Origin of the sequence: Streptomyces sp. WM6378 (assembly GCF_001279695.1) — a bacterium.
Classification (GTDB): Bacteria; Actinomycetota; Actinomycetes; order Streptomycetales; family Streptomycetaceae; genus Streptomyces.
In genome coordinates, this window is sequence record NZ_LGDD01000212.1 from 1 (window position 1) to 26631 (window position 26631).

Sequence of the window (26631 nt, forward strand, 5' to 3'; positions counted from 1 at the left end):
GCGTCACGGCGGGCTCCGTACAGGGGGCAGCGCAGAAAGGGGTGTGCGGGCATGGCGAGATGGCCCCCGGGTGGTCCGGCCGCGGCTGCGGCCGGACCACCGGGGGATGTCGAGCGGGTGGAACCGGGGGTGTTTGGTGTCAGGCGGGCTCAGGAGCTCCCGCGCGGCCTGGGCGGTCCGTTGCGGGTCCCGCTGGCCGGCAGTGCACCGCCGCCGGGCGTACGCGGCGGCCGCGGGGTTGAGGCCGGCGGGTAGGTGCGAAACCGTGCTCCGGCCGGGTTGGCCGGCCGGTTGATGACGGTGCCCTGGATGACACGTCCGCTGCCGCCGGAAGGGCTGGCCGGCGGGGGCCCGGAGGGCCGGGGCGCGCCTGGCCGCACGGTGTATCCGCCCGCGGTCGTTCCGGACGAGCCGGTGCGTCCGGGGGTTGTGGGCCGGCGCGGCCCGGGGCGGGGGCCGGTGCCGGGGCGGGTACGCCGGCCGCCGGGGGCGCCGGGTCCGGCACCGGCGGGACCGGTGGGGCGCGTCGGTCCGCCGCCTCCCCCACTGGGAAGGCCTGCGGGGGGCGGATAGTTGGGGGGCGCCGGGATCGTGCGGCTGGGCCGGCTGCGGACGTCGCCCGTGCTCGGCGATCCGCTCACGCTGCCGTCACCGCTGCCCGGGCGGCCCCCGCGGGGGTCGGGAGCGGGACGCCGGTCCATGTCGCCGAAGCGCCCAGCGCCCCGGCCGCCGGCGACGGCGTTGCGCAGGCGGCGGGCGGAGGCCATCCGGCCGATGGTGTTGAGCATGCCGCGGCCGGCCATCTGCGCGCCGCCGGCGCTCACGATGCCGTCGAGGCGGCCCTTGACCTTCCAGGCCATCACCGCCGCGCAGATGTTCAGGGCGCTGACCATCAGCCAGCCGTAGGTCGGCAGCAGCGACATCATCGCGACACTGACCACGAGGACCGAACCGAGCAGCATGGTCGACGTGAACGAGACCATCACCAAGCCCAGGAGCATCTCGAACCACTGCACGCCCCACTGCCGCGGCTTGCCGGGAATACACCACAGGGTCGCGAACGCGACGCCGCAGACCAGCAGCATGAGCGCGCCGATCAAGGAGGCCAGGGTCGTGAACGCCATGGCCATCACGAGGGCACAGAAGATGATGCAACTGACGATGCCCGCGATGAGGACACCGATCCGTCCGCCCGGGGTGTGTCCCTGGCGCCAGTCCACGGCCTCGCTGCCGACGACTTCTTTGGTGAGGGTGCTGGAGAGGTAGTCCTCGCGCTTCTTCATGTCGGTGCCGCGCTTGACGACCTCATTTCCCCACTTCTGGCAGGCCTTGACCGATCCAAGATCCGCGATGCACCAGGGAGTTGCCACATAGGTGCGCCACACCGCGTCGGCGGCCCTGCGGACGGTGTTGTCCTTCTCGCTGGCCGACCAGGCAGGTTCTGGGGTCTTGAACGGCATCGCGGCGTCGCTGCTGCCCGACAGGCCGGAGCCGATCGTCGTCATCGCGACGGAGGCTCCCAACTGGCGCCCGTTGTCGACTCCCTTGACCCAGGTCGACGGGGCGACGAGGAAGGTCGTGGCGATCGCGGCGGAGGCTGCGACCCAGGCCAGCTGTCCGAACGGTGAGGACTCGGATTTTTTGGCCCAGGCCATGAATCCGCCGACGGCGACCGCGGTCGGCAGGAACGTGGTCAGCATCGGGCCGGCCGCGGCGCCGATCGCCTTCGAGATCGAGGTTTCGATCTCGGGCAGGGACACCACGTTGAAGCACCAGCCCACCACGACCACGGCGGCACGGCCGATCAGAGTCAGGACCTGCATCAGCATGTTCCCGAGCCCGTGCAGCCAGCCGTCGATCAGGTCGCCGCCGGTCAGCTTGGACGAGAGTTGCTTGTCGAGCTGGTAGACCTCGGGGCTGTAGGACTCGAACAGCGTGCCCTGGCCCGGCGGTTTGAACGGGCTCGGCATCATGTCGCCGATCCCGCCCGGCTTGTAGTCGTCCGGGCCGTCGGCGGCCGCGGCCGGCGCGAGCACGCCCAGGGTGGCCAGGATCCCGGCCGTGGGGATCATCAGGGTGCGCAGTCGCGGCCGGGCCTGCCAGAGCCGTATCACCGCGCAGCAGAATCGTTTCAGCAGATGCTTCATTCCGTCCGCTCCAGTACATCGGCCACCGGGCGCCCGGCGAGAGCGTGGCGGGCGCCGGTGGGATGGCTGCCGCGGCGGCCGGGGGAGCCGGGGGCCGCGCAGACGGCGACCGTGCTCGGAGTGCGCGTGCACTGTCGTGGGGTCACGGCGGGCTGCCTCCTTGGCTCGCAGGCGGCCTGTGCCGGCCCGCTCCGGGTGGGGGTCATGCGGCCTCCGACTCTTCCTCGGGCGGGTTGTGGACAGAGTCCGCCGGATCACCGGCGGTGAACTCTCCTTCGGGTACGGCGTCCTGGAGGCCGGCCGCACGGTCTTCGGCCTGGTCCTTGGGGTTGGTGGACAGCGCCCGCAGCAGCTCGTAGGAGGGGGCGTCCCACTGCATGGTGGCTACGCGGTCGCGGCGGTCCCGCACGATGCAGTGGCCGTGCCGGATGTCGCCGTGTGCGTCCTTGCCGACGCCGTGGATCAGGGCGCGGGTGTTGTCGGAGACGGGCAGGCGCAGCAGTTCGGCCATGGCGTCCTGCTGGGGCCGGGTGCTCTGCTCGAACGCACACACGGTGGTGATGGCTTCCAGGACGCCGTCCATGCCGAGGAGCGATTTCGGGTCCTGGGTGTCGATCGCGAGGGAGGTGTCCAACGCCCGTCCGGTGCGGGCGATGTAGTCGACGAACCGCCGGCCGTCGTCGGTGCCGGTCAGGACATGCACTTCCGGGATGGCCACCACTTTGGGGAGGTTGCGCAGGTCGGCGCGGGCCGAGGTGTTCAGGGCGTACGCGATCAGGCCCCGCATCAGGGCGAGGGAGACGCGTTCGGTCATGGTCATCTCGGCTGGCCGGGTGCCGGCCTGCGGCATCGTCAGGCCGGGCACCTGGACCAGCCACAGGCCCGGTTCGGGGCGCAGCGGCGAGGCGCCCGGGCGGGGCCGGCCGAGCAGTGGCGCGCCGAGCTGGGTACGCGATAGCTCCGAGAGTGCCTCGCCGGCCTCGGCGGCGAGCGGGTCGCTGCTGTTCTGTAGCAGTTCGATCACCCGCCAGGTCGCCGCGTCCTCGTGCTGGGCGATGGCGTTGCACGCGCGCAGCAGGTGGGTTTCCACGCCGGCGTCGCGCATCCGCTCCGGCAGGATGATCAGCAGCTGGCTGACGACCTGCAGGGCGGCGTCGCCCTTGGGCAGCAGGGCGAACACGTCGGCCACGGCAGGGGTGTCGACACCGCAGGTGACGTGATGGGAGGGGAGGCCGAGGTACTCCCCCGCCTTGATCAGTCCCCCTTCGTCGCCCTTGAAGCCCAGCATCAGGGAAAAGGCGCCCTTGAGGCCGGCGATGAGCGTGGCGAGCATCATGCTCGTCGTCTTGCCTCGGCCGCTTCGGCCGACGAAGGCGGTCGTCGTCGCGTCGCCGCGGGCCGAGCCGGCGGTGATGTCGATACGGCACACGCCGGGCGTGGTGCCGGTGAGCAGCCCGGCGATGGGGCCTTCGTCGTCGCCGGCCTCGCTGCCGCCCCAGAACATCGAGGCCGCCAGCGCGTCGGTCGTGCGGATGTGGCCGAGGTCCAGGACCCGGAGCATGTCGCCGATCTGCGCCTCCAACCACAGTTCGCGCTGCTCCTCGGAGGCGACCGTGACGTCGATGGACAGGCCCGCGTAGTGGGAGGTGACCGCGTCGCACCGGGCACGGAGGTCCTCGAGGGACTCGGTGGAGGAGACGAGGATCCGCGGGTGGTCCTCCAGCAGGGTCATGCCGTCGCGCGACATCTTCCGGCGCAGGTCCTCCATGACCGCCTCGGTCTCCTCGGTCTCCGCGAACGTCTCGCCGGCCGAGCCCTCAGCGGCCGAGCGGCGCTGCTCCTTGGCGGCCTGGCGCTGCTTGTCGACCGCCTTGATCGCGGCGCCCTTCTGCCACACCGAGAACCGCACCGAGGCCTCCGGGCACACCAACGCCTCATCGCCGGTGACCGGATGGGTGTAGCTGATCTCGGAGAGGCAGCGCAGCCACTCCTGTTCGCCGGGGGTGATGAGTTCCTCGGGGAAGGCAGGCATCGCCAGCACGCTGACCCAGGCGGCCGTCTCGCCGCGGGCGTCCATCATGCGTACGTGGTCGGCGTGCGGGATGGCCTTGGACTGGGTCAGACGGACCAGGGATGCGCCGCTGATGGTGGGCAGATGGGGCGGGGCGGGCTGCGGGCGGAAGCTCTCGCGGGAGACGGCCCAGGCCAGCAGCTCGGCCGGCGCGATCCGCGCACGCCAGGGGGTGGCTTCCAGGCGCCGCTCCATGCGGCGGGCCAGGCCGTCGAGGTGGGCGAGTTCGCTCTCCTCCAGCCCGGTGTGGCCCACGCCGAGCGCGCCCGCGATGCCGTTCTTGACGGTGGCGTTCGCCGCGGAGTCACGCTCGACGAGCCGTATGCCCAGCAGGATGTGGCGCTGCGGCAGGTCGAGGGTGTCCAGGCGCTGCGCCCACATCGCGGCGACCGCCTCGACGTCGCCGGCGGTGAAGATCTGCCGGGCTTCTTCCCGGTAGACCTCGCCGTCCAGGCGCGCCCAGATGACTTTGAGGTGGCAGTCGTAGCCCGGCAGGACCTTGGCGAGCGCGAGGGCGGCCGCGTCCTGCTCCAGGTCCTGGCGGTCCTCGGGCATCAAGTCGGTGTTCGAGGCCGACAGCGTGAACCAGGCCTCCGCGCCGACGTCGGTGACGACCAGCCCGTCGGCGATGGCCACCAACTGCGGTTCCCGCATGAGGCGTTCAGCGCCCAGGCCCAGCAGCCGGCCGAACTTCGAGGCGGACTTCTTTGCCGCCTTGGTGGTGGTGCTCACAGGTGGGACTCCTTAGTGGGGCCGGCAGCCCGGGACGGGGCTGGGGCAGGACGGGAGAGGGCGGCGGCGTCGGTGTCGCTGATGTGGGCGGCCTGCACCAGCCGCAGGCCGGCCGGGCTCAGGTGGTGCCACAGGCCCGGGCGGGAGCTGTGGCAGGCGGGCGCGGCAGCGCCTGGCGGGCCCGTCCACTGCCAGGTACAGGCGGCGGGTTCGGCCAGCAGTCGGGTCGTGAACAAGTCACGCCCGATGTGGCGCAGGGGCGGCGGCAACTCCCGGCAGGCGAAGACGACTTGTATGCCGGCGAGCCGGCCGTGGGCGAGGACGGCGGTGAGCGCGTCGAGGGCCGTGCCGTTGGGGCGGGGGTCGGCCGAAGAACGCAGCAGCGCCTGGGTGGTGCCGTCGTTCTCCACCAGGACCAGGCGCCGGGCGCCCGGAACGCCGGCGCCGGCTCGGCTGCGGGCTTGATGTGCGAGACCGAGCAGGTGGCGGTGCAGCCGCTCCGGGTCCTCGACCAGCCGCACGCCGTCCAGGCCGCGCGCCCAGGAGTGTGCCCGGTGGTGGACGTCGAGGATGTCGACGCGCTGCCCGCCGGCCAGGGCCTGCGCGCCGAGGGTGCGCAGCAGGTCGGTGGCGCCGTGCCCGCCGGGGGCGACCAGGAGGAGGTGCCCGTCGGCCGGGGTGAGAGGCACGGGTGCGCGGTCGGCGTCCAGGCCGATCAGAGGGTGCTCGCGGGAGGCCGCGCGCCAGCCCCAGCCCGTGCGCAGATGCACGGTCTTGGGCGGAAGCCGCGTCGCGCCGTCGGACCAGGAGGGGCTGGTGGTGTTCATCGCCCCTCTCCCCTCGGGATGACGCCGCGGGCGAACGCGCGGGCCTCGGCGTCGCTGAGGTAGAGCGCCTGGAACGCGGTGGCCGACCGGTCGGCGACCACGTGCATGCGGCCGGGAACAAGGGAGTACGGCGGGACCGACCAGACCTCGGGGGCGACGCGCTGCCACAGCGCGGCGCCGGCGTAGGCCAGCACGCGGGTGGGGAACACGTCGGCGACCGGCACCGCGCCCAGTCCTGGCAGGCCGACGCGCGGGTTACCGGCGAAGACCTGGATGCCGAACGCGGGGCCGGCTGCGAGGAGGACGCCGAGCGCCTCGACGCCGGGCGCCTCTTCCAGCTGGCTCTCGGGCCGGGTCTGACTCCAGTACTCGCGCAGCCCGTACGCGACGGTTCCCAGGTGCTCGACGACCAGGACACGGCGTCCGCTCCAGCTGCCGTCCCAGCGTCCGGTGCCGTCCTGCAGGGCGGCGACGTTGATCTGCAGGTGGTCGTGGATCTCCGCGATCCTCGACAGGTAGCGCACCCCGGGCAGGTCACGGGCCCAGCGGTGGCCGGCGCCGCCCGGGTCGATCAGGTCGACGCTGGCGCCCAGGGCCAGGGCCTGCGCGGTGAGCGTGCGCAGCAGGGTGGTGGTGCCTCCGCCGGCTCCGGCGGCGACCAGCGTGTGCTCGACGCCCGCGGGCAGTGTGAGTGGCCGGTCGCCGTCGGCGAGGCCGAGCAGCGGCGCGGTTGCGGTGTCCAGGGCGGCCAGGGTGTGCCGGTCGCTCAGGCGCACGGCGTTGCGCAGTGCCTGGACCGGGATGGAGGTCTGTGTCGTCATCAGTGGGAGTCCTTCGGTGCGTGCCGGGCGGTGCGGCGCCGCTTGGCGGTCTTGGCGCGGGCCCTGGCCACGGCATCGGGCCCGTACATCCGCAGGCGGGGCCGCAGTTGGGCCGGCTTGCCGCAGGACTCCGCCGCGTCCGGGGTGTCGTCGCTGGTGGTGAACAAGGAGGAGAAGGCCGGCATCTCGGCCAGTTGCGGGGCGCGTTCGGCCAGGCGCTGGGTGCGCAGCCGCAGGCCGGCCTTGGGGGCGGGGATGCGGCCGCGGCCGATGACCGGGCGCACTCCGTGGTTGAGGTAGTTCAGCCGCACCCCCCAGACCAGGAGGTTGGTGCGCCGCCAGTAGGCGGTGGAACGTTTCGCCCCGTAGTAGGTGAGGAACAGCGGCGGCAGCAGGAACAAAGGCACCAGCGGCCGCAGGGGAAACCCGAAGAGCATCAGCCAGGTGCCCCACCACAGGGGGAACAGCACCGCGCCGTATTTCAGCGTGGTCCGCGGCAGGCCCTCGCCCAGGTCCCACCCGAGCAGTTCGTGCTGGCGGGTCTCCAGGTCCCAGTGCCGGCTGTAGGTGTTACTGGTTCGCATCGCCGCCGCCTCAGCCCGTGAAGACCGAGGCGATCTTGGCGCCCACGCTCTTGAGGATGGTCACGGCCAGGGTCGGCGTGAAGATCATGACGGCGACGACGGCGCCGCCGACGATGTGGCTGATCAGCGCGCCCCACTCCTTTTTGAACCAGTGCCCGAAGGCGCGAACGGCGAGCACAGCGGCGAACAGGGAGCCGACGACGGCCAAGATCCAGGTAACGAGCGCGTTGTCTCCGCCCATGGGGGATCCACTCCTTGGGTTGGTGGGGATGGTGAAGAGCCGCCCGGGCGGCGGGCCCATGGCAGCGGCCCGGAAAAGATGGGGCGGGGCCGGCTAGGCGGTCTTCGCGGTGACCGCCGCGACCTGCCAGCGGCTCGCGCTGCTGGCCGAGACCTTGATGAGGGTGATCTGGTACGTCTGCTGCAGTTGGGCGCCGCCGAGCTGCCAGCGCACGGACGCCGTGCCGACGCGCTTGTCGCCGCCGCCGGCGTCCACGGCCCAGGAGTCCAGCGAGTCGAGCGCCAGGCCCGCGCCGAGCGGCTGGATGTCGGCGCCGGGCGCGGCGGCTTGGTCCGCGCTGCCCGCGGCCCAGGCCTTGAGGAAGTCCCGGACGGTGTCCCGGGTCTGGCCCGAGAGCTGGAGGTCGGCTTCGGGGGCGGCGGGCGCCGTGTAGCCGGCGGCGGTCGGCATGCCGACGATCGCGGGCTGCCCGGTGACCACGACGCGGCCCTCGCCCTGGGCGACCGGCACCTCCAGGCCACGCCAACTCGTTGCGGTCTGCTGGCCTTTGCCGTTGTTGGTGACAGTGCTCACCCGGACGTCGACACGCACGCGTGCCCGCTTGCCGCCGACCTGGGTGACCGTGCCGGGGATGGTCTGCGCGACCAGCTGGACGCCGGCGCCGTTCCATCCGAGTTTCGGGTCGGTGCCCTTGGCGAGGTCCGCCCCGAGCTCCTTGGCCCGGGTGTCGGGGTCCTGCGCGTTCCAGGTCATGTACGCCCGGGCGAACCGGGCCGCGACCTCCTGAGCCTCGGCCTCGGGAACGTCGTTCTTCTTCGCCTCGGCCTGCGGGTCCGCCTTCTCCACGGGGGCAGGCGGCTTGGCGGGGAAGATCCACGTCCTGACCCCGGTGAACGCGGCCAGTCCGATCACCAGCCAGATCGCCACCCGGCCAGCCCGCCGGGCCGCCGACCGCCCCGAGGACTCCTCCTCTTCCGCCCAGCCGATCGCTGCCGGCGTCCGCGCCGGCTTCTCCTCCCCTTCCTTCGTCAAGGGCACATCCACCGAGGAGTCCGTTTCAGCGGTGTTTCCGTCATCACCGCCCTTGGGCTCTTTCGGTGGAAGATTCAGCATCTTCCGCAGCGCGCTCATCCCGTACTCCTCGGCCAATTCTCAATAACCGGCCTCCGCACAAAAGGGCATGACGGATCGTCATACGGCCTTACGCCTTTCGCGGAAAGCTCACACGGAAAACGTAGGAGCCCCTGCCTGTGGATAAGTTCCGGCGAATGCGGCCCGCCGCACCAGCCGCGCCTGGCGGGCATGACAAACAGAGGGCCACGGGAATGTCCCGTGGCCCCCTGAGGTGCCTATGCGGCAGTCCAGTCAGCCGTGACCGGGGCCGTGCTGCGTGGCTCTACTCGTCGTCAGCCTCCTGCTCACTCTCGTCCGGGCCGTCCTGCTCTGCCGGGACCGGCTCGTCGGGCTGGTAGTACTCGGCGAGGTCCGCCAGGGCGAACAACTCCTTGTCGTTCACGACGTGGCCGGCTGGGAAGTTCTTCCGCCGCCGCTTGTGCTGGCGCATCAACTCGGCACTGACCTCGATCCCCTCGACGGCCAGCCGACGGGAGATCTCCGCCAGCGGCAACAACTCCACCTCGGCCACCGCCTCGTCAACCGCGCCTGAGCCATCGCTGCTCCCCGGCTCCACTGGCGCGTCCTTGACCATGTTCACCAGCGGGGACTGCTCCGTATCGCCGTCCTGACCTGCGGGTACAGCCTGCCTTTCCGAGGTGGTGTCCCTCTGGAACAGGGGCGTTGACTTCTGCAGCAGGGACGGCAGCCGCTGCGGACTGCGCCCGGGCGGAGCCCCGTACAAGTCCTCGGTGCTGTACCCGAACTCGGTACGCAACCCCATGCTGTGCTCGCGGAATGCGTCCGGGTCTGCGTACGGAACCTGGATCCAGACCCGCCGGTTCCCCTCGATGATCATCATGCGGCCGGCCCGGTCGACGGACTCCGGAACCGGAGTGGTGTTGACAATCATTTTCCACTGGTTCGCGTTGTAGTTGCCCATCAAGATCATCCGGAACATGTTGCGCAGGCCCCGGCTGCCGACCGCGGCCTCCCGCAGGTCCTGGAACACGCCGATGATCGTGACGTTGACGTGCCGCCCCATGCGCATGATCGAGGCAATGTCACCCCAGATGGGATCGCTGGCCGGCTCGCCCTTCTCCTTGTTCTCGTTCCACCACTCCTTCGAGGCGTCCCCGAATTCATTGCCCTCTTCAAGAATGAGGGTCAGCCGGTCGAAGTCCTTGCGCGGATTCCCCTTCTTCACATAGTTCCGGGCCTCCACCTCCCGGGCCACCCAGGAGATCGCCGACCGCATGTCCCCGATATTTCCCGGGTCGGTGTAGAGGTGGACACCCTCAACGCCTTCGAAGCAGTTGATGGACGCCATCTTCACGTCGATGCCGATAACGGTGGCCCGCTGCCGCACCAGCTGCGTGATGATCATCTGGAGGAACGAGGACTTACCACCACCGGAGCCCACCGACAGGGCCCACATCGCTGTCTCTCCGGTCATTGCCTTGACGACCGGCCGCTGCCGTTCGTCCAGCCCGAGGACCAACTGCCCAGGCTCGCACGCAGCGATCGCCTTCTGTACCTCGTCACTGAAGAAGTCGACCGTCTCCGGCGGCTCCAGCTTCGGCTTCGGCTTCTGCGGAGTGAACACAACATTGAAGGGGTGGTTCTTGAGGTTCCACTCCCCCGACCACAGTCCGCCCATCCGGTCTTGAACCAACTCACGCATCTGGTCCTTGAACCCGCCCGGGTCGTGCCACCCATCAGGCAACCGGACCGCGACGAACGACCGGTCAATCGGGACGGTAAGGGCGCGCAACCTCTGCTGGTCATCCCACCCGGAGAGCAGCTCCTTGAGCGCCAGGGACATCGGAATCACCAAAGCCCGCATGTGCTGCCGCCGGCCACGGCCACGGATCACCGCCACGACCACAACCGGGACAGCTACCACCGCAGCGATGACCGACACCCAGATCACGCGGTCGTGGTCCTTCACCCACCACCACATCCACGCAGCCCAGCCAGCCCAAGCCAGGAACACCAGCCTCAGCAGCGCAATCCCCCACCGCGGCAGACTGCCCGGGCCCCGCGGCTCACCGTCCAGCGGAGCTCCGCTGACGAACCGCCCGAAGACCATGACACCCTGCTCCAGGCCTTCCTCAAGCTGCTTGTCGAACTTGGTCTGCGCCACGGCCCACTACCCCTTCCACCCTCAACTCCCTCCCGACTCCCGCGCGCATGCGGAAGAACGATCAGGAGCGAACGTAGGAAGATCGGCCTGTGGACAGAGTCCGCCAGACCTTGGCTGCGCATTTCGCTGAACTGCACAACACAACAGCCGTGTTGACAACGCGGAGCGAGCGGCCACGGGCCGACCCCAGGCTGGTCAGCAGCTACGCCAACCCTCCGACTGCCCCCAGGACGGCGGAGTTGAGCCCGCCTCAACCTCATCCAGTAATGCCTGCTCGTGCCCTCGGGCCGCTCGCGCTCCCGCTGCTTCTCCTGGGCGGCCTCCGCGGCACGCGGTCGTGCATGCTCGGTCGCGACCATGGCGTAGTCCAGGGCCTTCGCCACCGTGGCCAGAACCGCACTGGCGGGCCGGGGAACACTCCGGTCAGCTGTCGCCGCGTTCACCGCGGCAGGGAAGATCGCTTCGGGGCGACGGTCGTGCACCTCCCACTCGACGTGGCCCCATGTTTCGACGTCTTGGACGTCGGTGGCAAGAGAGTCGCGAATGCTCGGACCTGCTGGGATAGCGAACAGTCCGCCGCGTCTTCACGGTTGAGGTGCTCTTCCTGCCCAACGGTGACGTGCACCTCGTAGCTGCTCCATGCGTAGCGGGCAGTCACGTGGGCATCGAGTGTCACCGTGGCGAGCGGATAGGCTCCCGACGGAGTGCAGATGCGCCCAACGCAGCCCGGGATACGCGGCGGCGGCCTGGTCAGCAGGAATCACGGATGAGCTCTCGGCACCAGGGCAGGGTGGTTCTTCCCCCGTTGAGGGTGTCGTTCCTGCACAGTGCAGAATGCCAAGGAAGAGACACAGAGCCGGAGAAACCTGCGCTCGCAGGGAAAGAGGGCGCACAGCCCGGCAACTCGCCAGCTGGCACGAAGCCCCGACTAATGGCCGGCGACGATCTGCGGAGAGGGTACCCGGGGTACCCGCAATCGACTGGTCTCTTCCCACCGCACGTGGCCTGCCCGGCGAACATCCCGGAAGGGCCGTGCTGTTGAGCTCTCTCTGCGACACTGGACTACCCGCCGAAGTAGCTCGGACGCTACCGAAATCCCTTGGCGTGGCCGGACACCATGCGTCCACCGCCAAACCCAGTCCCAAGCCACCTCCGCTTAGGATCCGTCCTGACGAAGAATCGAAACTACTCGAACAAATGGCTCCGTCCGGATCCGCGGCGCGCTCGATGAGGGCCGGAGGCCATGTCCCCTCGGATGACCCGTACTCAGTGTGCGGCTCCGAACCGGTACGTCAGCCCGCCGCAGGCCGGCACCAGCATCGCAGCGACCAGGAGTAGCAGCAGCCGGTCAGAATACGATGAGCGCCAGACCAAGCTCCTGCCCACGAGACGTCTACTGCGATACCGGCCGAGACAGCCAGCCGGTATCGCAACGTGCCGGACCTGGACATGGCGAAGGCCCAGTACTGCCCTACAACAGCCAGAACATCGGCGTCCCGCAGATCGCCACAGCGGGAGCTACCTCCAGAGCAGCAAGCCACCGCTCGCCCGCGCAGGCTTATTACGGACCTCATCCGCCTGTCCATTCGGTCGCTGGCGCGCTGTTGCCCGTCATGCCTCCCCTCGTCTCTTGGGTCGCCACCCTCCAAGAGATGAGTCCGGAGTCGCCACCGTATCCCTCCGGGCTACGGTCCTGTCCCAAGATCCTCGAAATGAACACCGTGCCTACGACGCGCCCTTCACTACCGTGGAGTGGTGAGCTCGTTGCTGTCGCTCCTCCTCGTCCCTCGTGATCCGATGCACCTGCCCGCGATTCACCTCACGACCGTGAGCAGCGAGCCATTTCACCACGGTCGGAGTGTGCGTGGAGCCCAGGGTGCTCATCGCGTACCGCACCGCAGCCGCATTCGACTGCAGCCCCCTGACAGCAGACTCGTGCTCGGCACGCTCAGCGCTTCCAGCCGCCCCCTTATCTTTGATGTCAGGTACGCGATTCCCAGTCGTGCGTGGAGCCTCCTCGACTGAGTTGGGGACGATGGGATCCGAGTCCGCTCCCCCTGTAGTCGCGCCGTCGCCTGAATCTCCACCCAGCACCTCATCACCCGGCAAGTTTCCAGGAGTTGGCGGGCTCCCACCTGGACCCGGCTCGGTGCTTGCACCCCGCCGAGAAGAAGCAGCAGAAGATGTCAACGCGTCCCGCTCTGACATGCTTTCGGCTTCGAGGACTTCGACTCGGAGCGGACCTTCCTCGTGCTGGTCGGCGCCGGACTCGTCTACCTCGTCTCGCGACCGATCATCGTGAAGTACCTCGCCCAGGACAACGAGCGACTCATCCACAGACGGGTCTTCCTGTTCGGCGCCACCTGCATGCTCGGTCCCTGTTGCGAGATGGAGGCGGTCAGTTCCGTCGGGCACGGAGTGCTTCTCCACTTCGGTCGAGCGTTTCGCGCCCTCTTCCGGTTCGCGGTGCTCCCTATGACTTGATGCCTCAAGCGGCACGCCGTAGCGTGCGATCCGCAGGGGCAGCAGTTCTTCAATCGGGGCCTTCCAACGCCAGCGACGCCCATGGCGACCTCGCAGTCGAGCCTGGTAGACGAGTCGCTGTTGCTCGGCCTGGATCACGTCGTCGTACGTCCGGATCTCCCAGAGCCTCATCCGGCGCCAGAGCCTGAAGGTAGGCACGGGGGCTAGCAGCCACCGCCAGAGCCGGACGCCTTCCATGTGCCGGTCCGCAGTGATTGCCGCCAGCCGACCGACGGCATGCCGGGCCGCCTCCACCGTCACCACGAAGAGAACAGGGATCACGCCGTGCATGCCGACACCTACGGGGTCCGGCCAAGCAGCCGCGGCGTTGAAGCCAATCGTCGCCGCGGTAAGGAGCCAGGCCGCTTGGCGCAGCATCGGGAACGGGATGCGGAGCCACGTCAGCAGGAGATCCAATGCCAGGAGCACGCCGATGCCGGCGTCCACGCCGATCGGGAAGACCGCGGCGAAGGAGCCAAAACCCTTCCGGATCGCAAGTTCCCGAACTGCCGTGTACGAGCCTGCGAATCCGACGGCAGCGATGACCACGGCTCCTGAGACAACCACGGCTATCAGGCCGCGCTGGGTTCGGTTCAGGCTGATGAGCCCTGCGCTGCGCTCCACTTCCCACTCCTTTGCTCCGAATCTGGGAAGCGTGTCATGAACCACTTGTGGACAGAGTCCACAAGTGCCGTACCGCCCACGTGAGTGAATCGCCCAGATGGTCGATGTGATCGATCCCTGGAGAGGAAATCGATGAGCGTGGCGGCATGTCTCTTCGAGACACTTGAGTTCCGGTCGCTCAAAGTTCGACATCGAGGAGGCTCCTGCAATGAGCCCCTGAGTGCTCCCCCACCCGCGCTGCGGCGAACCGGGTACCCGGTGTACCCACCTCCGCCCGCCACCACCATCACCAGGGGACCCTCCGTCCAGTTCAGGCGGCCTGCCCATCTACTCGGCTCCACGCCCCACTCTCTTGCTCCTGGGGTGCGACAGTGTGACGCGCCTACGTTGTGGCGAGATTCCGCCTGCTTGAGTGCGCGTTCTTCGCGACTTCTCGGGGGCATGCTGCAAGGTGCCTCTGCGGCGCCCACTTGCCCATCCACCTGCATACATAGGTACCCCAGTAGGTACCGACCTAGGTATGACAGTAGCCGGGAAGGTAGCTATCGATGTAGGCATGAAGATAGCTAGCTTTATAGGTAGCCAAGTATGTACGTAGGTAGCTACGTAGCTTGGCTAATAGCTAGCTGAGTAGGTTTCTACCTAGCTACCTATTTACCCAGCTACGCAGGTACGCGACTAGGCAGCTAGGCTGGTACGCGCGAATGTGAAGGGCTTTCTGCCTGTCGATGTGTGCATGTACGTGCTGCACTGTTGATTGGCGCGCCTGCCCGCTAGCGAACCCGTGTAGCGCGCATGCTGCTGCTTCCACATGTCACGCCTGCCGTCACGCTGTTCTGTGCTCGCGTCATCTGTGTTGTTGGTTGTGCCGCGTCTCACGAGGACATGTTTCGTGTCTGCTATCGGTCTTCTCGGTCGATGCTTGGTGATGTGCTCACGTTGTCACTCATGTGCTTCTCTCCGCCTTGTGGTGCTCTCTTTGGCGCCTTGTCGGTTGCCTGACGCGTCTAGTTCTCCTCTACCTCTCTGATGGTGGATGCATGAGTTTGTCTGATCGATGCCGTCAACACTCCTGTGCCGTAAGATGCGTTCCCGCATAACGCGACGTAGTCGACGCTGTGCGACTTGGTGTTCACGCGTATCTGTTCATCACATGCACGAATAACTCCTCCCTCATGGCTACTGTTGTGCTGCCCATCCACTCACGGCGTAGGTTCATCCTTGACTGTCCTTTTAGTTGCTGCTGTTCACGCTCCGCTTGTGCATGTCGGTCGGAGCGTGCGCCATCGCGCGCTTTCGTCTGCTACTAAGTCAAGAAGGCGCTCAGCTATCACACACTGGTTCCACACGCTCCCCACTCGCACGGGAAGCTACTGGTCCCAGGTGGGTCGCCAACGCTGATGTAACTCCACGACGCTGCAAGCTCTCTGACCCACCACTCTCCACAGCCGCGATCACGCGGCTGCCACCTCGCAGGAGTCTCCTGGCTCACCGGGTCGCCGTGAACTCCCCCCAAGTGGTGATGAAGAGACACGGACACGTACCAAGCCTTCTCCTGGAAGCTGTTACCACGTGACAACCCTGAGAGGGACAACTCGGACGTTACGCGCCACTCCGAGCGCCTCAACCCAACGAACGTCGTTACGTCGTAGGATGTGCGCGATCGTAAGGACAATAGGGAGATCCATATGTGGGTTTTGGCCGTCGCTACGCAAAAAGGCGGCGTGGGCAAGACGACAACGACCGTAAACCTGGGAGCCCGGCTCGCCATGGCGGGGAAGCGCGTCCTGGTGGTGGACCTGGAGCCTCAGGCTCAGGCGGGCACTGCTCTTGGCGTCACCCTCGCCCCCCGAGGGCCTGACGTCGCGCATTCGCTCGGCTGGATCATGCAGTCCGTGCTTCAGGGAGTAGATGACCCCGACATCCTCCCTCACGTCCACGACGTTTCCGACATGATTGAGCCCTTCGACGGAGCCGGCAAGCTCGCGGTTCTTGCGTCACTCGAGCACACGATGACTCGCGCGCAGGACACCTTCGTTCAGTCGAAGGACGTCGACACCTACATCCTCCGGAAGCTTCTGGAGAGCGCGGCCGCTGAGTACGACATCGCCGTCATTGACACGCCCCCCGCCGTATCCAGTCTGAACCTGGTCGGCCTGCAAGCAGCTGATGCCGTAATCACCCTCTGCAACCCGGAGTACGCGACGGTCAAGGGCGCTCGTGTCCTCCGCTCCGCAGTCGAGGCCCTCGGGAAGCGAGAGGGGCGTCCCGTATTCCTTGGCGCACTTCTTAACCGGGCGAACCCGCCCACAGCCGAGACCCGCGAGGACGCGGACGTCCGCAACATGATGCTCCAGGGAAACCTACTGCCGTTCGAGGCAGAGGTCCGACGCAACCGCCTCATCTCGAAGGCCTATGGCACTGGTGTTCCAGCGGTCATCACCGCCGGAGGCGTTGTGGCTCGTTCGTACACGGCTCTCGCAGAGGAGATCCTCAGGCGCCTCTCCACGCCCGGAGATCAATGGAAGCTCCCAGCGCCGCGAGCCGAGTTCCTCGACGTTGACGATGCCGAGGGAGCCGTAACGAATGCCTGACGACAAGCCGTCCAGGCCCTCCCGGGCAAAGAAGAGGGCAGCGCCACTCAGCGGCAATCTATTGAACAACCCTGCGTTCGCTGGGGCCGACGATGTAGTCGGCTACTCCATCTTCGGCCAGCAGAGCGAGCCGGCGCCGGTGCCTGCTCAACTGGACGCATCCCCCCAGCCGCAGGCAGAGTCCACCGTTGGTTCACCTGCTCAGCCCGTCCCTACGGAAGAGGTGAGCGACCCGGCGCCGGCAGCGCCGCAGGTCGTCGAAGTCGCACCGCCAGACGTGGCGGGCAGTAAGGATGCCTCGAAGCCACCCACCAACGACGCAGACACAAAGGACGATCCGCCCGCCGAGGCCCAACCGCTGGAAGCTGAGAAGAAGGCGAGCCCGCGAAAGCGGAAGCAAGGAGGTGCGCCTGAGCCGAGCGACGCGCACCGAGCTGTGGCTCACTCCTGGACCGAGAGCACGCTCGACTTGATGCTCGGGACGCGGGCTTGGTCGTCAGTGCCCATTCGCCTCACCAAGGGCATGGCGCAGGTCCTGACGAAGCGCATGGTCGCCGATTCGGCCACAACAGGTAAACGGATGACTCAGGCTGTCTACGTCGACGCCGCGCTCAGAAGGCACTTGCCGGGAACCATCGAGGAGCAGGTGGCGCTGGCGGCCGCGTACGTCCGATCGGGACGAGTCGGAACGACCGGCAAGCAGTCCACCTATCGCGTCGGGCCGGATATGGCGGCGCTCGTCCTGTCCATGCCGATGGACATGAAATCGGCAGGTCGCGGGCGCACCGCTGTCCACGTGTTCTCAGCCGCGGTCCAGCGTCTCCTGGACGAGCTCGAGGAGGACGGCCCCCTCATCTGGCCGGAGAACGACGAGGAGTAGGCCCAAAGCCCCACCGCCCTATCCGCCTGGTGCCCCCCTGAGCTGTTCAGGGGGGCACCACTGTTTCTTCGCATGCCGCTGATCAGCACACATAGGGATCCCGGTAGGTAGCCAAGTAGCTACATCAGTAGGTACGTAGGCATGTAGATAGGCAGCTACGTAGGTAGCTCACCATCTAGCTGCCCATCTACATAGGCATGCACATCTTCACGTCCCGTGCGGCTCGCTGTGTGCTGCTCTACCCGTTGCACCGTACTGCCTGAGTCTGGTCTGGCTCTGCTCCGAAAGGCATCCTCTCTTCCACTCCACACAGATTTTTTGATACGACGTGAAGAGATCAGCGACCGATTGAGGGAGCGAAACGCGCGAAACGCCCAACTGACGCCCTTGGCGCGCACCGAGGTTGATACGGCGTAACATTCCTCGCGACGGTGTGATTCTCGGACCGGCCTCGTACGGATCGAGAGCACGCCGCGGCGAACTCAGGAAGGAGCCCCTCGATGTCGAGTCCTACAGACGCACGGTTTGGCCACACCCCACATCGCGTGGCCACAGCTGCCGACGTCAACACCCGCTGGGTGTCCGGAGCTATCAACGAGGGTCTCGTAGACGGGTCGGCGCTTGAGGGCGAAGACGTAATCGTGATCCGGAGCTACGCGTTCCTGGACCGAGTCGTCTGGCCCGGTGAACGTCGCGACCCCAAGGACTCGCGGCAGACAGCACTTTGGCAGAAGCTCGCGCTCAACACCGTTCGTGACGCGCTCACCTCGCCTGAGACAAACCCGGACACCGTGGTATGGGCCAGTAAAGAGGGAGCCGTCTCCACGCACACGCCGCAGGACGCTGCTGCGTACGCCGCACGTACTTCCGACCGCACGGTGGTCAAACTCCCGGTCGGGTCATGGGCGGCTGCGCTCCCTCACCCGTTCGAAATCCGCTACGCCACGCGGGACTTCGACGAGGACACCCGCATCGTCTCCCGCGCAGCTGGCACACCTCTGTCACTCCTGCACCGCCTCGCCGCTGCCGATCTGACCGACCTCCATCGCCTGAGCACTCACGACGTCATCGTGCTCAAAGCCGCTGCATCCCTCGATGGTGTCGCCTGGTCGCAGACCACCTTCACAACTACTGGGCTGCATCAGGGGTTCGCCACATGGGTTTCGGCCGCTCTGCAGGCCGTACGTCAGGCCCTCACACACCCGGAGCTGAGCATCCACACCAGCGTGTGGGCCACTCCAAATGTCGCAGTGGTGACGCATACAACGGGCGACGCGGCGAAGTGGCTGATCGACGACCTCAACGATCAACCCGTCATCCGCCTCCCGGTCGGCGCCTGGGCACACAACACCTCAGATCCCTTCCTCGACGCCTCACCAGCAGTGGGGTGACCTGCCCCATCCAACAGACAACGGCGGCCCCTGGAGTATCTGGGACCGCCGTTGACAGCCGAGTCGGATATGCCGACGCGGGATCGTAAGGACACCCCCAGTATGCACGCACCCCCGGGAAATCCCAGATTCACACGGCTACCACCTGCGGACGAACTGCGCCCCAAGCCTGCTTCGTCCGTTCTCTGCGCCCGTGTGTCCTGGTGGGAAGCCGTGACACGACGGCTTCCCACCAGGGCACACGGGCGCATGCCGTGTCGCAGTGAAGGACTCCCTGTCTCCGCGACGACCGGATCTTTTCCACAGGACTCCTGCTGCAGAGTGACTCGAAGCGCGACGAGCCCGGGACTAGTGATCCCGGGCCGTGCGCACTGCATGGAGGGGGTGTCGGTCAGCCAGATAGCCAGCTGAGTTCCGGTGTCGCCGGGTCCGTTTATCGTGCTTGCCCTAGCCAATCGGACCGCGGTGACGGAGTTCCCTTCCCTCCTCGATTATGGAGCAGATCATCGCTATCCGTACGAGGGCTGGCTCAGTCATGCCAAAATCGGCTGGCCGAGTGGCTCGTTCCAAGGTTGCCGGCATGTCTCTGAGGCGTCTTGCCCGTCAGGGGCGGGTGATTGACCAGGCCGGTCCGGTCCCGCCTAAGGGACCTGATGACCCGTTGGTGCTGAGCGACACGATGCGCGCGCGATTCCAGTCCGCGCTGGATGCGCTCCTCGGTGACCCTGGTGTCCGCGGCCGTCCCGATGCCGAGCGGCTGGCTGTGGTGGTGCTGCTCGTGAAGGCTTCTGTGGGTTCCTCGAAGTTGGCGCTCCGGGCGGGAGAGATGGCCCGGTGGCTGGGCTTTAACAAGTCCTACGTCCTGCGGAGTGTGCTGCCGGGGCTGCGTGGGGCGGGTGCAGTGAGCACCGAGGTGACACAGGACTCGCAGGGATACGTCGATGGGCTGGAGTGGGAACTGCTGCCGCTGACGGCGGCGCTCGGTGTCCGGGGCGGTCCGCTGGTCCTGGACAAGGCGGAGGCGGCGACGCTGCTGCGTTTCTGCGAGCGGCTGTTCGCCCCTGGGTGGGCTCCGGTGGACAAGGCGCCGACGCCACCCGGTCTGCTGGGCGGCCGGCGGGGGAGGGGCGCGGCGACGGCCCGGTTGGCGCTGCTGCAGTTGGCGTTGAAGGCCCGCCCGAACGGGCGGGTGAGGTTGGACGGCGGTGCCGTCAAGAGCGGGCACCGACGAGCTGCCGCGACGATCGGTCACCTCCTGGGCTGCGGGGTCGAGGACGCCGAGCTGGTGCTGGATGACCTGATCGCCGAGGGCCTGGTCGAGTTCAAAGCGTCTTCTCCTGGGGGATGTTCCGGCGAGCGGTTGTCGATTCCCGCAGTCGCCGATGCTCACGGACGTGGCGCGGAGGCCGAGTCGCCTGCCGTGCCCGGGGATGCAGGCGAGGTACCTGGTAGCGAGCCGGGTTGTGCCAGGTGCGGGATGTCCGGGGCTGAGACGGAGGTCGGCTCTGAGCTCGTCCTCGAAGGCGACGGGTGGGTCCAGGAGGCTTTCGACGTCGTTGATGTGGGCGTTTCCGTCGACGAGGTTGGTGCACTCAGGGATCAGTCACTGCCCGCGCTCGACTCGAAGGGCCTCGAAACATTCCCTGACCTGGGGGAATGCTCCCCGTCAGGTGAGGGTTCCGAAGTGTCTTCCGGTGTCGTGCACCACGCCTCCCACGCTCCGTTGGCTGATGTAGATGGGTCTCTCTCGCTCTCTGTTGGGTTTTCCGGCGAAGCCGCTCCTGGGTCCTGTGGTCTGCCGGAGCGCGCGGGTGCCCGCGAGGACCGGACGGACCGCAGCGAGGAAGCTTCGGCTGCGGGGGAGCGGGTGCTGGGCGGCCCGCTACGCGGGGAAAAGCGCAAGGAAACGGCTCCGGGGTCAGCTGAGGTGACGGGGCGTCATTTCTCAAAGCGCTCCGCGCCGCAGGCCGGGCAGGTGATGTTCGTCAAGCCGGCCTCGGTGCCGGAGGATCTGGCGTTGGTGCTCGCACCGGTGCGGTCGGTGTGGGAGCGGATCACCCGCTCGGCCGCCCGGCGGCATGTCGCGGCGGCCGTGCGGGTCCAACTCGGCGTGGTGCGTGGGGTCCTGGGCCCGCAGGAGGCCGAACGCGTGCTCGCTGACCGCCTGGGGCGGCGGCTCGGGGAGCAGATGGGGCGACCGGTGACCGATCCGGTGGGGTGGATCCTCGGCCGGGGGCTGGTCCAGCGGGCGTGGTGCTGGTCCGAGCTGTGCGACGAGGGCTGGCGGATGGACACCGGCGCCGGCTGCCCCAGTTGCCAGAGCTTGATCGGGGACCGGCGGGGACAGCGCGCGAGCATGTGGGCCCAAGCGGCCCGCGACATGGCCGGCGCCACACCGCAGGTCCTGCAGGCCGAGGTCGAGCAGCGGTTGAACACCGCCGTGAGGCGCGAAGCCGAGCTCCGGGTCGTGCGGCATGAGGAGGCCCTGGCCGAGCAGCAGGCCCGTGCCCGGGCCCTCGAGCAGCGGCGGGCTGAGCAGGCCGTTGCCGAGGAGGAGCGCCGTCGGCAGCCGTGTGCGGACTGCGGGACTCCCGACGCGGGCGGCCGGTGCCTGCCGTGTACCCAACGCCGCACGGTGGAGCGGCTGCTGGCCGAGACGGTCGATCTCGCGGTGATGGCCCGCTCCGATCTCACCGACCCGGCCGAGGTCGCCGAGGTCACCGCCCGGTGCACGGCCAACACCCAGGTGCTGCTGGAACAGCACCTGGCACCGCTGCGCAGTGAATCCCCGGAGGAAGTGGTGCTGCTGTTCGCGGCGCGTTGGAGGCTGGACGAGCTCCGGAACCAGCGCCTCCAGGGCCTGCGCGACCGGCTGATGCGGTCGGGCCAGGCCACGGCCGAGGCCGACCAGGCCTACGCGGCCACGATGCGCTCGCAGCACCGCTATCCGACCCCGCCGGCGGCCGTCGCGGCCGCCGAACGCGCGGCCGAGGAGGCGCGGTTGCGCACCGCGGAGTTCCTGCTCGCCGACCGGACCCGGCAGCTGCGGGCCGCCCGCGGCCTCCAGCCCGAGCGGCCGGTGCCCACCGACTGGGCAAGGCGCTGTGCCGAACTCGCTGCCCAGCCCCTGACCGAGGAACGCACCGCTGACGTACCCCGGGCGGCGGTGAGTGCAGCGTGAACCCGACCGCCACCCTGCAACCCCAGGTTTTCGTACGGTTCGCCTCACCTGGACCGCGGCTCGGGGCGCGACGTCGGCCGGTGGTGTCCCCACCGCGACCGGGGGAGCTGTCATGAGCGCCCGGACTGTGTGGCGGGCGCGGCGGGCCACGGTGCCGGTGTGGGAGCGGCGTCCGCTCACCGACCGCTCCAAGCGCCTGCTTCTCGAAGGTGACGTGCATGGCCGCTACGCCGGACACAACGAATCCGAGGCCGGCTACCGGCTCACGGCCGCCCTGGCGCTGGCCTGCTCCCAACCTGGCCGGCAGTGGACGCCCGCCGACTTCCACGAGGCCCTCCTCTACTCCCCGACTCCGGGCGGATGGTGGGCGCGCAAGCTCCGCGAACGCAAAGGCGGCGAGTACGCCGAGACCAAGCTCACCGCGATGCTGGACAAGGCCCGCCGGTTCGCCGACACCCACGGCACGATCACCGGCCGCGAGGACGCCACCGAACACGTTGTCGAGATCCGGCACGTCATCGAGTCGCTCGCCTGGAGGTCCCGCGGCGGGGGAGCAGTCGACCTCAAGAACCTCGCCGCCCGCCTCACGTTGTGCGAGCGCTCCGGCGGACTGGACCACACGATCGCCGTGCGGCCACTCGCCGAGGCCATGGGCTGTGCACGGTCGACTGCTGAGCAGAGCAACGGTCGACTGGAGAAGGCCGGCTGGATCGTCAAGGAAGCAGTCGGCCGGGGAAAGAACCATGGCACCCGATGGCGTCTGCAGGTCCCCCCGGCTGTCCGCGAATACCTGGCGGGGGCAGATTCGGGACAGTCACTGACCCCCCACCCACCACCGCAGCTGGAAAGTGTCCCGGACCTGCACACGTTCACCGACACCGCCGCCCTCGCCGACGTGATGGCCCACGATGCTTGCCACCACCGTGCCCACGGAACCAGCGGCGCCCGCCTGCTGGCCTGCCTGGACCCCACCGAGGGACTCAGCCCGGCTGCCCTGCGCCAGGCGACCACCCTGCACCGCACCACCATCAGCCGACATCTGAAGAACCTCGTGGCCAGCGGTCTGGCCCGTGAACGCGAGGGCCTGTACTACCTGGCCCCTGAACTCGCCGGCCCCGTACGCCTCCACCCCGACGACCGGGCCCTCGACCAGGCTGCCGAGCAGCACGGAACCACCGGGATGGGAGAGCGCCGGCGCGCCCGCCACGCCCGTGAACGTACGAACTTCCAGCGCTGGCTCACCGAACGCACCCTGCGCTACCGGAGACCGCGACCAAGGCCTCGCCTCGTACCCGAAGGCATCGTCGACCCCGCGACCGGCGAACTCCTCGACGAACGATGGCGCGGCTGGGACACCTCCGACCCCGCCCGCCCCGTCTGGCTCGCCCCCGGCGCAATCCCGCTGCCCAACCAGCCCACGCCGACGCAGGCGGCATGAGTCAACCCGCCGTCGTGGTGAAGATGAAACGTGAAACAGACCCAACTAGCTTCAACAGAACTCTAGTTGACCCGAGACTGGTCCCATGACCAGCGACCTCAAGGGTTCCCAGTCCCCGCATGCCCTCATCCAGAGCGTGATCATCAGCTATGGCGACGGACACTGCGACGCTCCCCGAGGCGACGCACTGCGCGTGGATACCCGCCCGCTCCGCAACCCGCCCGAGGACCCGGCCGTCCGTGCCCGGATGCTCCACGCCAACGGCCTGGACCCCGAAGTACGTGCCTACGTCCGCAACTCACCGGGCGCCGAGCGCCTGATCGAGCGCAGCGCCCGCCGCGCCCTCGCGCTCCTCGCCCAAGCGAGCGACGGCCGGCGCGTCGACCTGCACGTGGTGTGCGGGGGCGGCCGCCACCGGTCGGTCGCCGTCGCAGAGGATCTCGCCGACCTCCTACGAGCCGCCGGCTACGGCGTGGAGACCGAACACCTCCACATCGACCGGCCGATCCTGCCATGACATGGCAACCGATTCTCACCGAACACGAACTGACCGCGCTTCGACTCCTCGCGCGCGGCCTGCACCACACGGAGATCGCCAAGGTGCTCAAGGTGCGCCCGGAGACCGCAGGCCGGCTGCTGCACGGCGCCCAGAGCGGGCTACGCGCACGCACGCTCCCCCACACAGTCGCGCGCGGCTACGAGACCGGCATCATCCAGCCCGGGCCTCTGGCATACCCGAACGGGCACGGCACACCCCCGGCGCCATGACGACCCTCCAGCGGATACCCGAGTCCGCCAAATCCCTGCTCTTCAGCTACGCCGCGCCGTGCGGAGACCTGGCCTGTGCCACCCCGGGCTGGCCCAGGAGGCCGCCACCGACCCATCGCCCGTCCCGTCGTGGAACCGGAGAACTGTACGGTGCCCGGCGCCGCGGAGGTCCGTGCCCACGCCGCCGGACTAGGCCACCATCCGGGCAAGCCCCTGCACCACGCGCAAGGACGCAGGACTCAGCCCCTCAGCCTCCGCCTCCCCGAACACCCGCAGGGCGAAAGACCGGGCCGAACGGCGGGGAAGCACACGGGTGTTGAAGGCCGTGGACGCCATCAACAAGGTGGTGCCGAAGCTGCGCGCGGCGACGCGCAGCTTCAGCGGATCACCGGCGTGGGCGGCACTTATCAGGTCGACGGCGCACTCGGCGAGTTCACGCTGCTCCTTGCGCACGGTGCGTACCGCGTCGAAGCAGAAGTACAAGATCACCGGCACGAGGGGGAGGAGGCTGGACGTGGCGAAGTCGGCGGTCAGCGCCTCGTCCCAGCCGATGTCCAGCCACCACAGGAGTACCGGTGCTCCTGTGGCGGCGAGCAGTGGCCAGGCGATGGCCGAACCCCACGCCGCGGCGGTGAACCGCCGGCGCACTGCCACCGATGTCAGCGTCGGCGCTTCTCCATCGTCCATGAGGAGCATCATGCCTGCTCGCACCATCAGGCAGCCGATCGGGCGGGTGCCCAGACCGAGCTGAGCGCGTGGCCGGCGCGCTCAGCTCGGTCCGACCCGGACGTGGTGTCCCCGGCGCTCAGGGGATCCAGCTCCCGATGGCGGGTGCCGCGGCCGCGCTTGTCGCTCCGCAGCCGGGCGGCCGTCTCCGCAGCGAAGCAGAAGCATCGGCTCCGTGGGTGATCACGGCGGTCTCGAATGATCGTCGGCGCCACAGTCATATCCGGAGAAGGGATCCGCCTGGGCAGCTTCGCCCCGATGCTGGAACTGCTCTAGTCTCCAGGGCCGGCGGCAGAGGTGCTCGGTGAAATGCTCGGCCTCGACAGCACCAACAACTGTCAGAGCACCCCGGGCATCACAGAGCTGTCTCGCCTTACGCCCAGGAGCCCTTGGAACTGTTCAGGAAACACAGATGGGGGCCCGAGCAGCCGGGCCCCCATCTTCCAGTAGCGGGGACAGGATTTGAACCTGCGACCTCTGGGTTATGAGCCCAGCGAGCTACCGAGCTGCTCCACCCCGCGTCGGTAGCGCCACTCTACACTGGCACGGTGCCACTCGGCCCTGGCCTCTCCGCAACGTGACCAGCGACTTCGCCAGGCTGCTCGCGGACCACCGATACGAACCCATGCGCCGGCACACCCGTCCCCAGCGCGACGGTCCAGGCGACGGTCGACGCTCGTCTCGGGTACCTGGACATCCGGTCGCGGTTCCACACCGGATGGGGCGGCCGGCGGCTGCGGCCAGGTTCCTGAAGCCCGTTCGGGGCCTTTGCTGTTCCCTCTTTCCGAGGCCTGCCGGATTGCTAGAGTGGGAGCGTGCTCTCCGCGCGAGCGGAGGTGGACCCGTGATCGATATCGTTCCGTCGCGCAGGTCGAACGCACCCTTTTTCCCCGCCGACGCGGGGGGGGGGTCCGGACGTGCAAAGCTCTCCCCTTTTTGGGAAGTGCTCCCCGCCGCTGCGGGGGTGAAGCGGTGTCTGCTCTCTGCCGGGCAGGGATGCATGTGCCGCCTCAAAGGCAGTGACGATCTTGCGTGTTCCCCGTGCCCGCGGGCGATCCGAAAGGCGGTCCGAGGTGTCCCGAACCATCACCCAGCCCCACCCCCTGGCCCCGTACGCCGACCAGATCGACCCGGCCGAGGTCTACACGGTGCGTAAGGTCGCTGCGCTGCTCGGTATGGCGCTCACGAGCGTCAGCGGCCTGGTGAACCACGGCTTCCTGCCGGGCAGCAGGCTGCGCCCCCACGCGCGTGGGGGCCGTCAGCATGTCTGGACCGGCAAGCAGTTGCTCCGGATCGCCCAGCGGCCTGTACGTGTCATCTACGACCATGAGAAGTTCGCCGCGGCGACCCTGTACCGGGTCGGCTGCCGCTGCCCTGCATGCGTGCAGGCACACAGCGTCGAGAGCCTGGAGCGCCGACGGGCTCTGGCCGAGGAGGCGTTCACCGCGGAGCAGCGCAAGCGAGTCCTGGAGCTGGTGGCAGCCCAGAAGCCGGTCCCGGAGGCAGCGCAGGAGGTTGGGGTGACGCTCCACCAGGTCTACGGCCGGGCGAACTGGGACCTGGACTTCGCCGAGGCCTTCGACGAGGCCGGGTGGTCGCTGTGCGTGCTCGGGCAGGAACACCCGCAGTGCAGCACGCCGAGCGGGTACCGGGGCAACGAAGGCGGAACAGCGGGGCGTCCGCCATGCCGGGGGACCGGCTGCCGGGAATGGCGACGAGGGACATCTCAGCAGGAGCGAGCAGCCGCATAGCGACAACAGTGGTCCGGCTGTACCCAAGACCAGGTCCGGCCCCGCGCAGCGATTCCACGGGCGGCGCCACTGC

General features: G+C 68.4%; 19 protein-coding genes and 1 tRNA gene. 8 read left to right on the forward strand and 12 right to left on the reverse strand.

Going from position 1 to position 26631, the window contains the following annotated elements:
• Window positions 1-149 precede the first annotated feature (149 nt).
• The 10 genes from ADK54_RS17220 to ADK54_RS43465 all read right to left on the reverse strand — a co-directional run bounded on the left by ADK54_RS17220 (window position 150) and on the right by ADK54_RS43465 (window position 13829).
• Window positions 150-2147, reverse strand: coding sequence for a hypothetical protein (locus ADK54_RS17220; protein WP_053726528.1), 1998 nt, complete (start codon window positions 2145-2147; stop codon window positions 150-152).
• Complete coding sequence (locus tag ADK54_RS46025) at window positions 2144-2293, reverse strand: hypothetical protein (RefSeq protein ID WP_159047798.1); 150 nt, start codon at window positions 2291-2293, stop codon at window positions 2144-2146. Before ADK54_RS46025 ends, ADK54_RS17220 begins: the two co-directional genes overlap by 4 nt.
• 56 nt (window positions 2294-2349) lie before the next feature.
• The gene (locus ADK54_RS17225; protein ID WP_234392111.1) at window positions 2350-4950 is read right to left on the reverse strand and encodes an ATP-binding protein; all 2601 of its coding nucleotides are present in this window, start codon (window positions 4948-4950) and stop codon (window positions 2350-2352) included.
• Entirely contained in the window at window positions 4947-5777 is an 831-nt protein-coding gene (locus tag ADK54_RS17230) for a hypothetical protein (protein ID WP_053726529.1), read from the reverse strand. The genes ADK54_RS17225 and ADK54_RS17230 overlap by 4 nt, the downstream gene beginning before the upstream one ends.
• The gene (locus tag ADK54_RS17235; RefSeq protein WP_053726530.1) at window positions 5774-6598 is read right to left on the reverse strand and encodes a hypothetical protein; all 825 of its coding nucleotides are present in this window, start codon (window positions 6596-6598) and stop codon (window positions 5774-5776) included. Before ADK54_RS17235 ends, ADK54_RS17230 begins: the two co-directional genes overlap by 4 nt.
• Window positions 6598-7182 carry a hypothetical protein gene (locus ADK54_RS17240; RefSeq protein ID WP_053726531.1) on the reverse strand — a complete coding sequence of 195 codons (585 nt, stop codon included), beginning with the start codon at window positions 7180-7182 and terminating at the stop codon, window positions 6598-6600. Before ADK54_RS17240 ends, ADK54_RS17235 begins: the two co-directional genes overlap by 1 nt.
• A 10-nt stretch (window positions 7183-7192) precedes the next feature.
• Window positions 7193-7423, reverse strand: a complete 231-nt coding sequence (locus tag ADK54_RS17245; RefSeq protein ID WP_053726532.1) for a hypothetical protein — start codon at window positions 7421-7423, stop codon at window positions 7193-7195.
• Between the two features lie 93 nt (window positions 7424-7516).
• Window positions 7517-8461, reverse strand: a complete 945-nt coding sequence (locus ADK54_RS17250; RefSeq protein ID WP_234392115.1) for a conjugal transfer protein — start codon at window positions 8459-8461, stop codon at window positions 7517-7519.
• Between the two features lie 358 nt (window positions 8462-8819).
• A complete protein-coding gene (locus ADK54_RS17255; RefSeq protein ID WP_053726534.1) occupies window positions 8820-10682 on the reverse strand; it encodes a hypothetical protein in 1863 nt (620 codons plus the stop codon).
• Window positions 10683-12407: 1725 nt separating this feature from the next.
• Window positions 12408-13829, reverse strand: coding sequence for a DUF2637 domain-containing protein (locus ADK54_RS43465; protein WP_234392112.1), 1422 nt, complete (start codon window positions 13827-13829; stop codon window positions 12408-12410).
• 1688 nt (window positions 13830-15517) lie between these two features.
• Between ADK54_RS43465 and ADK54_RS17265 the strand changes: the two genes are divergently transcribed.
• The 7 genes from ADK54_RS17265 (at window position 15518) to ADK54_RS17300 (ending at window position 24081) form a co-directional block, all read left to right on the forward strand.
• Window positions 15518-16423: a ParA family protein gene (locus ADK54_RS17265; protein WP_053726536.1), complete on the forward strand. Its 906-nt coding sequence runs from the start codon at window positions 15518-15520 to the stop codon at window positions 16421-16423.
• The gene (locus ADK54_RS46030) at window positions 16416-17303 is read left to right on the forward strand and encodes a hypothetical protein (RefSeq protein ID WP_159047800.1); all 888 of its coding nucleotides are present in this window, start codon (window positions 16416-16418) and stop codon (window positions 17301-17303) included. The genes ADK54_RS17265 and ADK54_RS46030 overlap by 8 nt, the downstream gene beginning before the upstream one ends.
• A gap of 545 nt (window positions 17304-17848) precedes the next feature.
• Window positions 17849-18694 carry a hypothetical protein gene (locus tag ADK54_RS17280; protein ID WP_053726539.1) on the forward strand — a complete coding sequence of 282 codons (846 nt, stop codon included), beginning with the start codon at window positions 17849-17851 and terminating at the stop codon, window positions 18692-18694.
• Between the two features lie 664 nt (window positions 18695-19358).
• Window positions 19359-21875, forward strand: coding sequence for a hypothetical protein (locus ADK54_RS17285; protein ID WP_159047801.1), 2517 nt, complete (start codon window positions 19359-19361; stop codon window positions 21873-21875).
• 112 nt (window positions 21876-21987) lie between these two features.
• Window positions 21988-23313, forward strand: a complete 1326-nt coding sequence (locus ADK54_RS17290) for a winged helix-turn-helix domain-containing protein (RefSeq protein ID WP_159047802.1) — start codon at window positions 21988-21990, stop codon at window positions 23311-23313.
• Window positions 23314-23398: 85 nt separating this feature from the next.
• Entirely contained in the window at window positions 23399-23830 is a 432-nt protein-coding gene (locus ADK54_RS43470; RefSeq protein ID WP_078966444.1) for an RNase adapter RapZ, read from the forward strand.
• Window positions 23827-24081 (forward strand): hypothetical protein, encoded by a 255-nt coding sequence (locus ADK54_RS17300; RefSeq protein WP_053726542.1) that lies wholly within the window; start codon window positions 23827-23829, stop codon window positions 24079-24081. The genes ADK54_RS43470 and ADK54_RS17300 overlap by 4 nt, the downstream gene beginning before the upstream one ends.
• A 189-nt stretch (window positions 24082-24270) precedes the next feature.
• On the opposite strand, the gene ADK54_RS17305 is transcribed toward ADK54_RS17300, so the two are convergent.
• A complete protein-coding gene (locus ADK54_RS17305; protein WP_159047803.1) occupies window positions 24271-24768 on the reverse strand; it encodes a hypothetical protein in 498 nt (165 codons plus the stop codon).
• 486 nt (window positions 24769-25254) lie between these two features.
• Window positions 25255-25328: transfer RNA gene (locus tag ADK54_RS17310), tRNA-Met, on the reverse strand.
• Between the two features lie 552 nt (window positions 25329-25880).
• Here ADK54_RS17310 and ADK54_RS17315 point away from each other — a divergent pair.
• A complete protein-coding gene (locus ADK54_RS17315) occupies window positions 25881-26558 on the forward strand; it encodes a hypothetical protein (protein WP_053726544.1) in 678 nt (225 codons plus the stop codon).
• Window positions 26559-26631 lie beyond the last annotated feature (73 nt).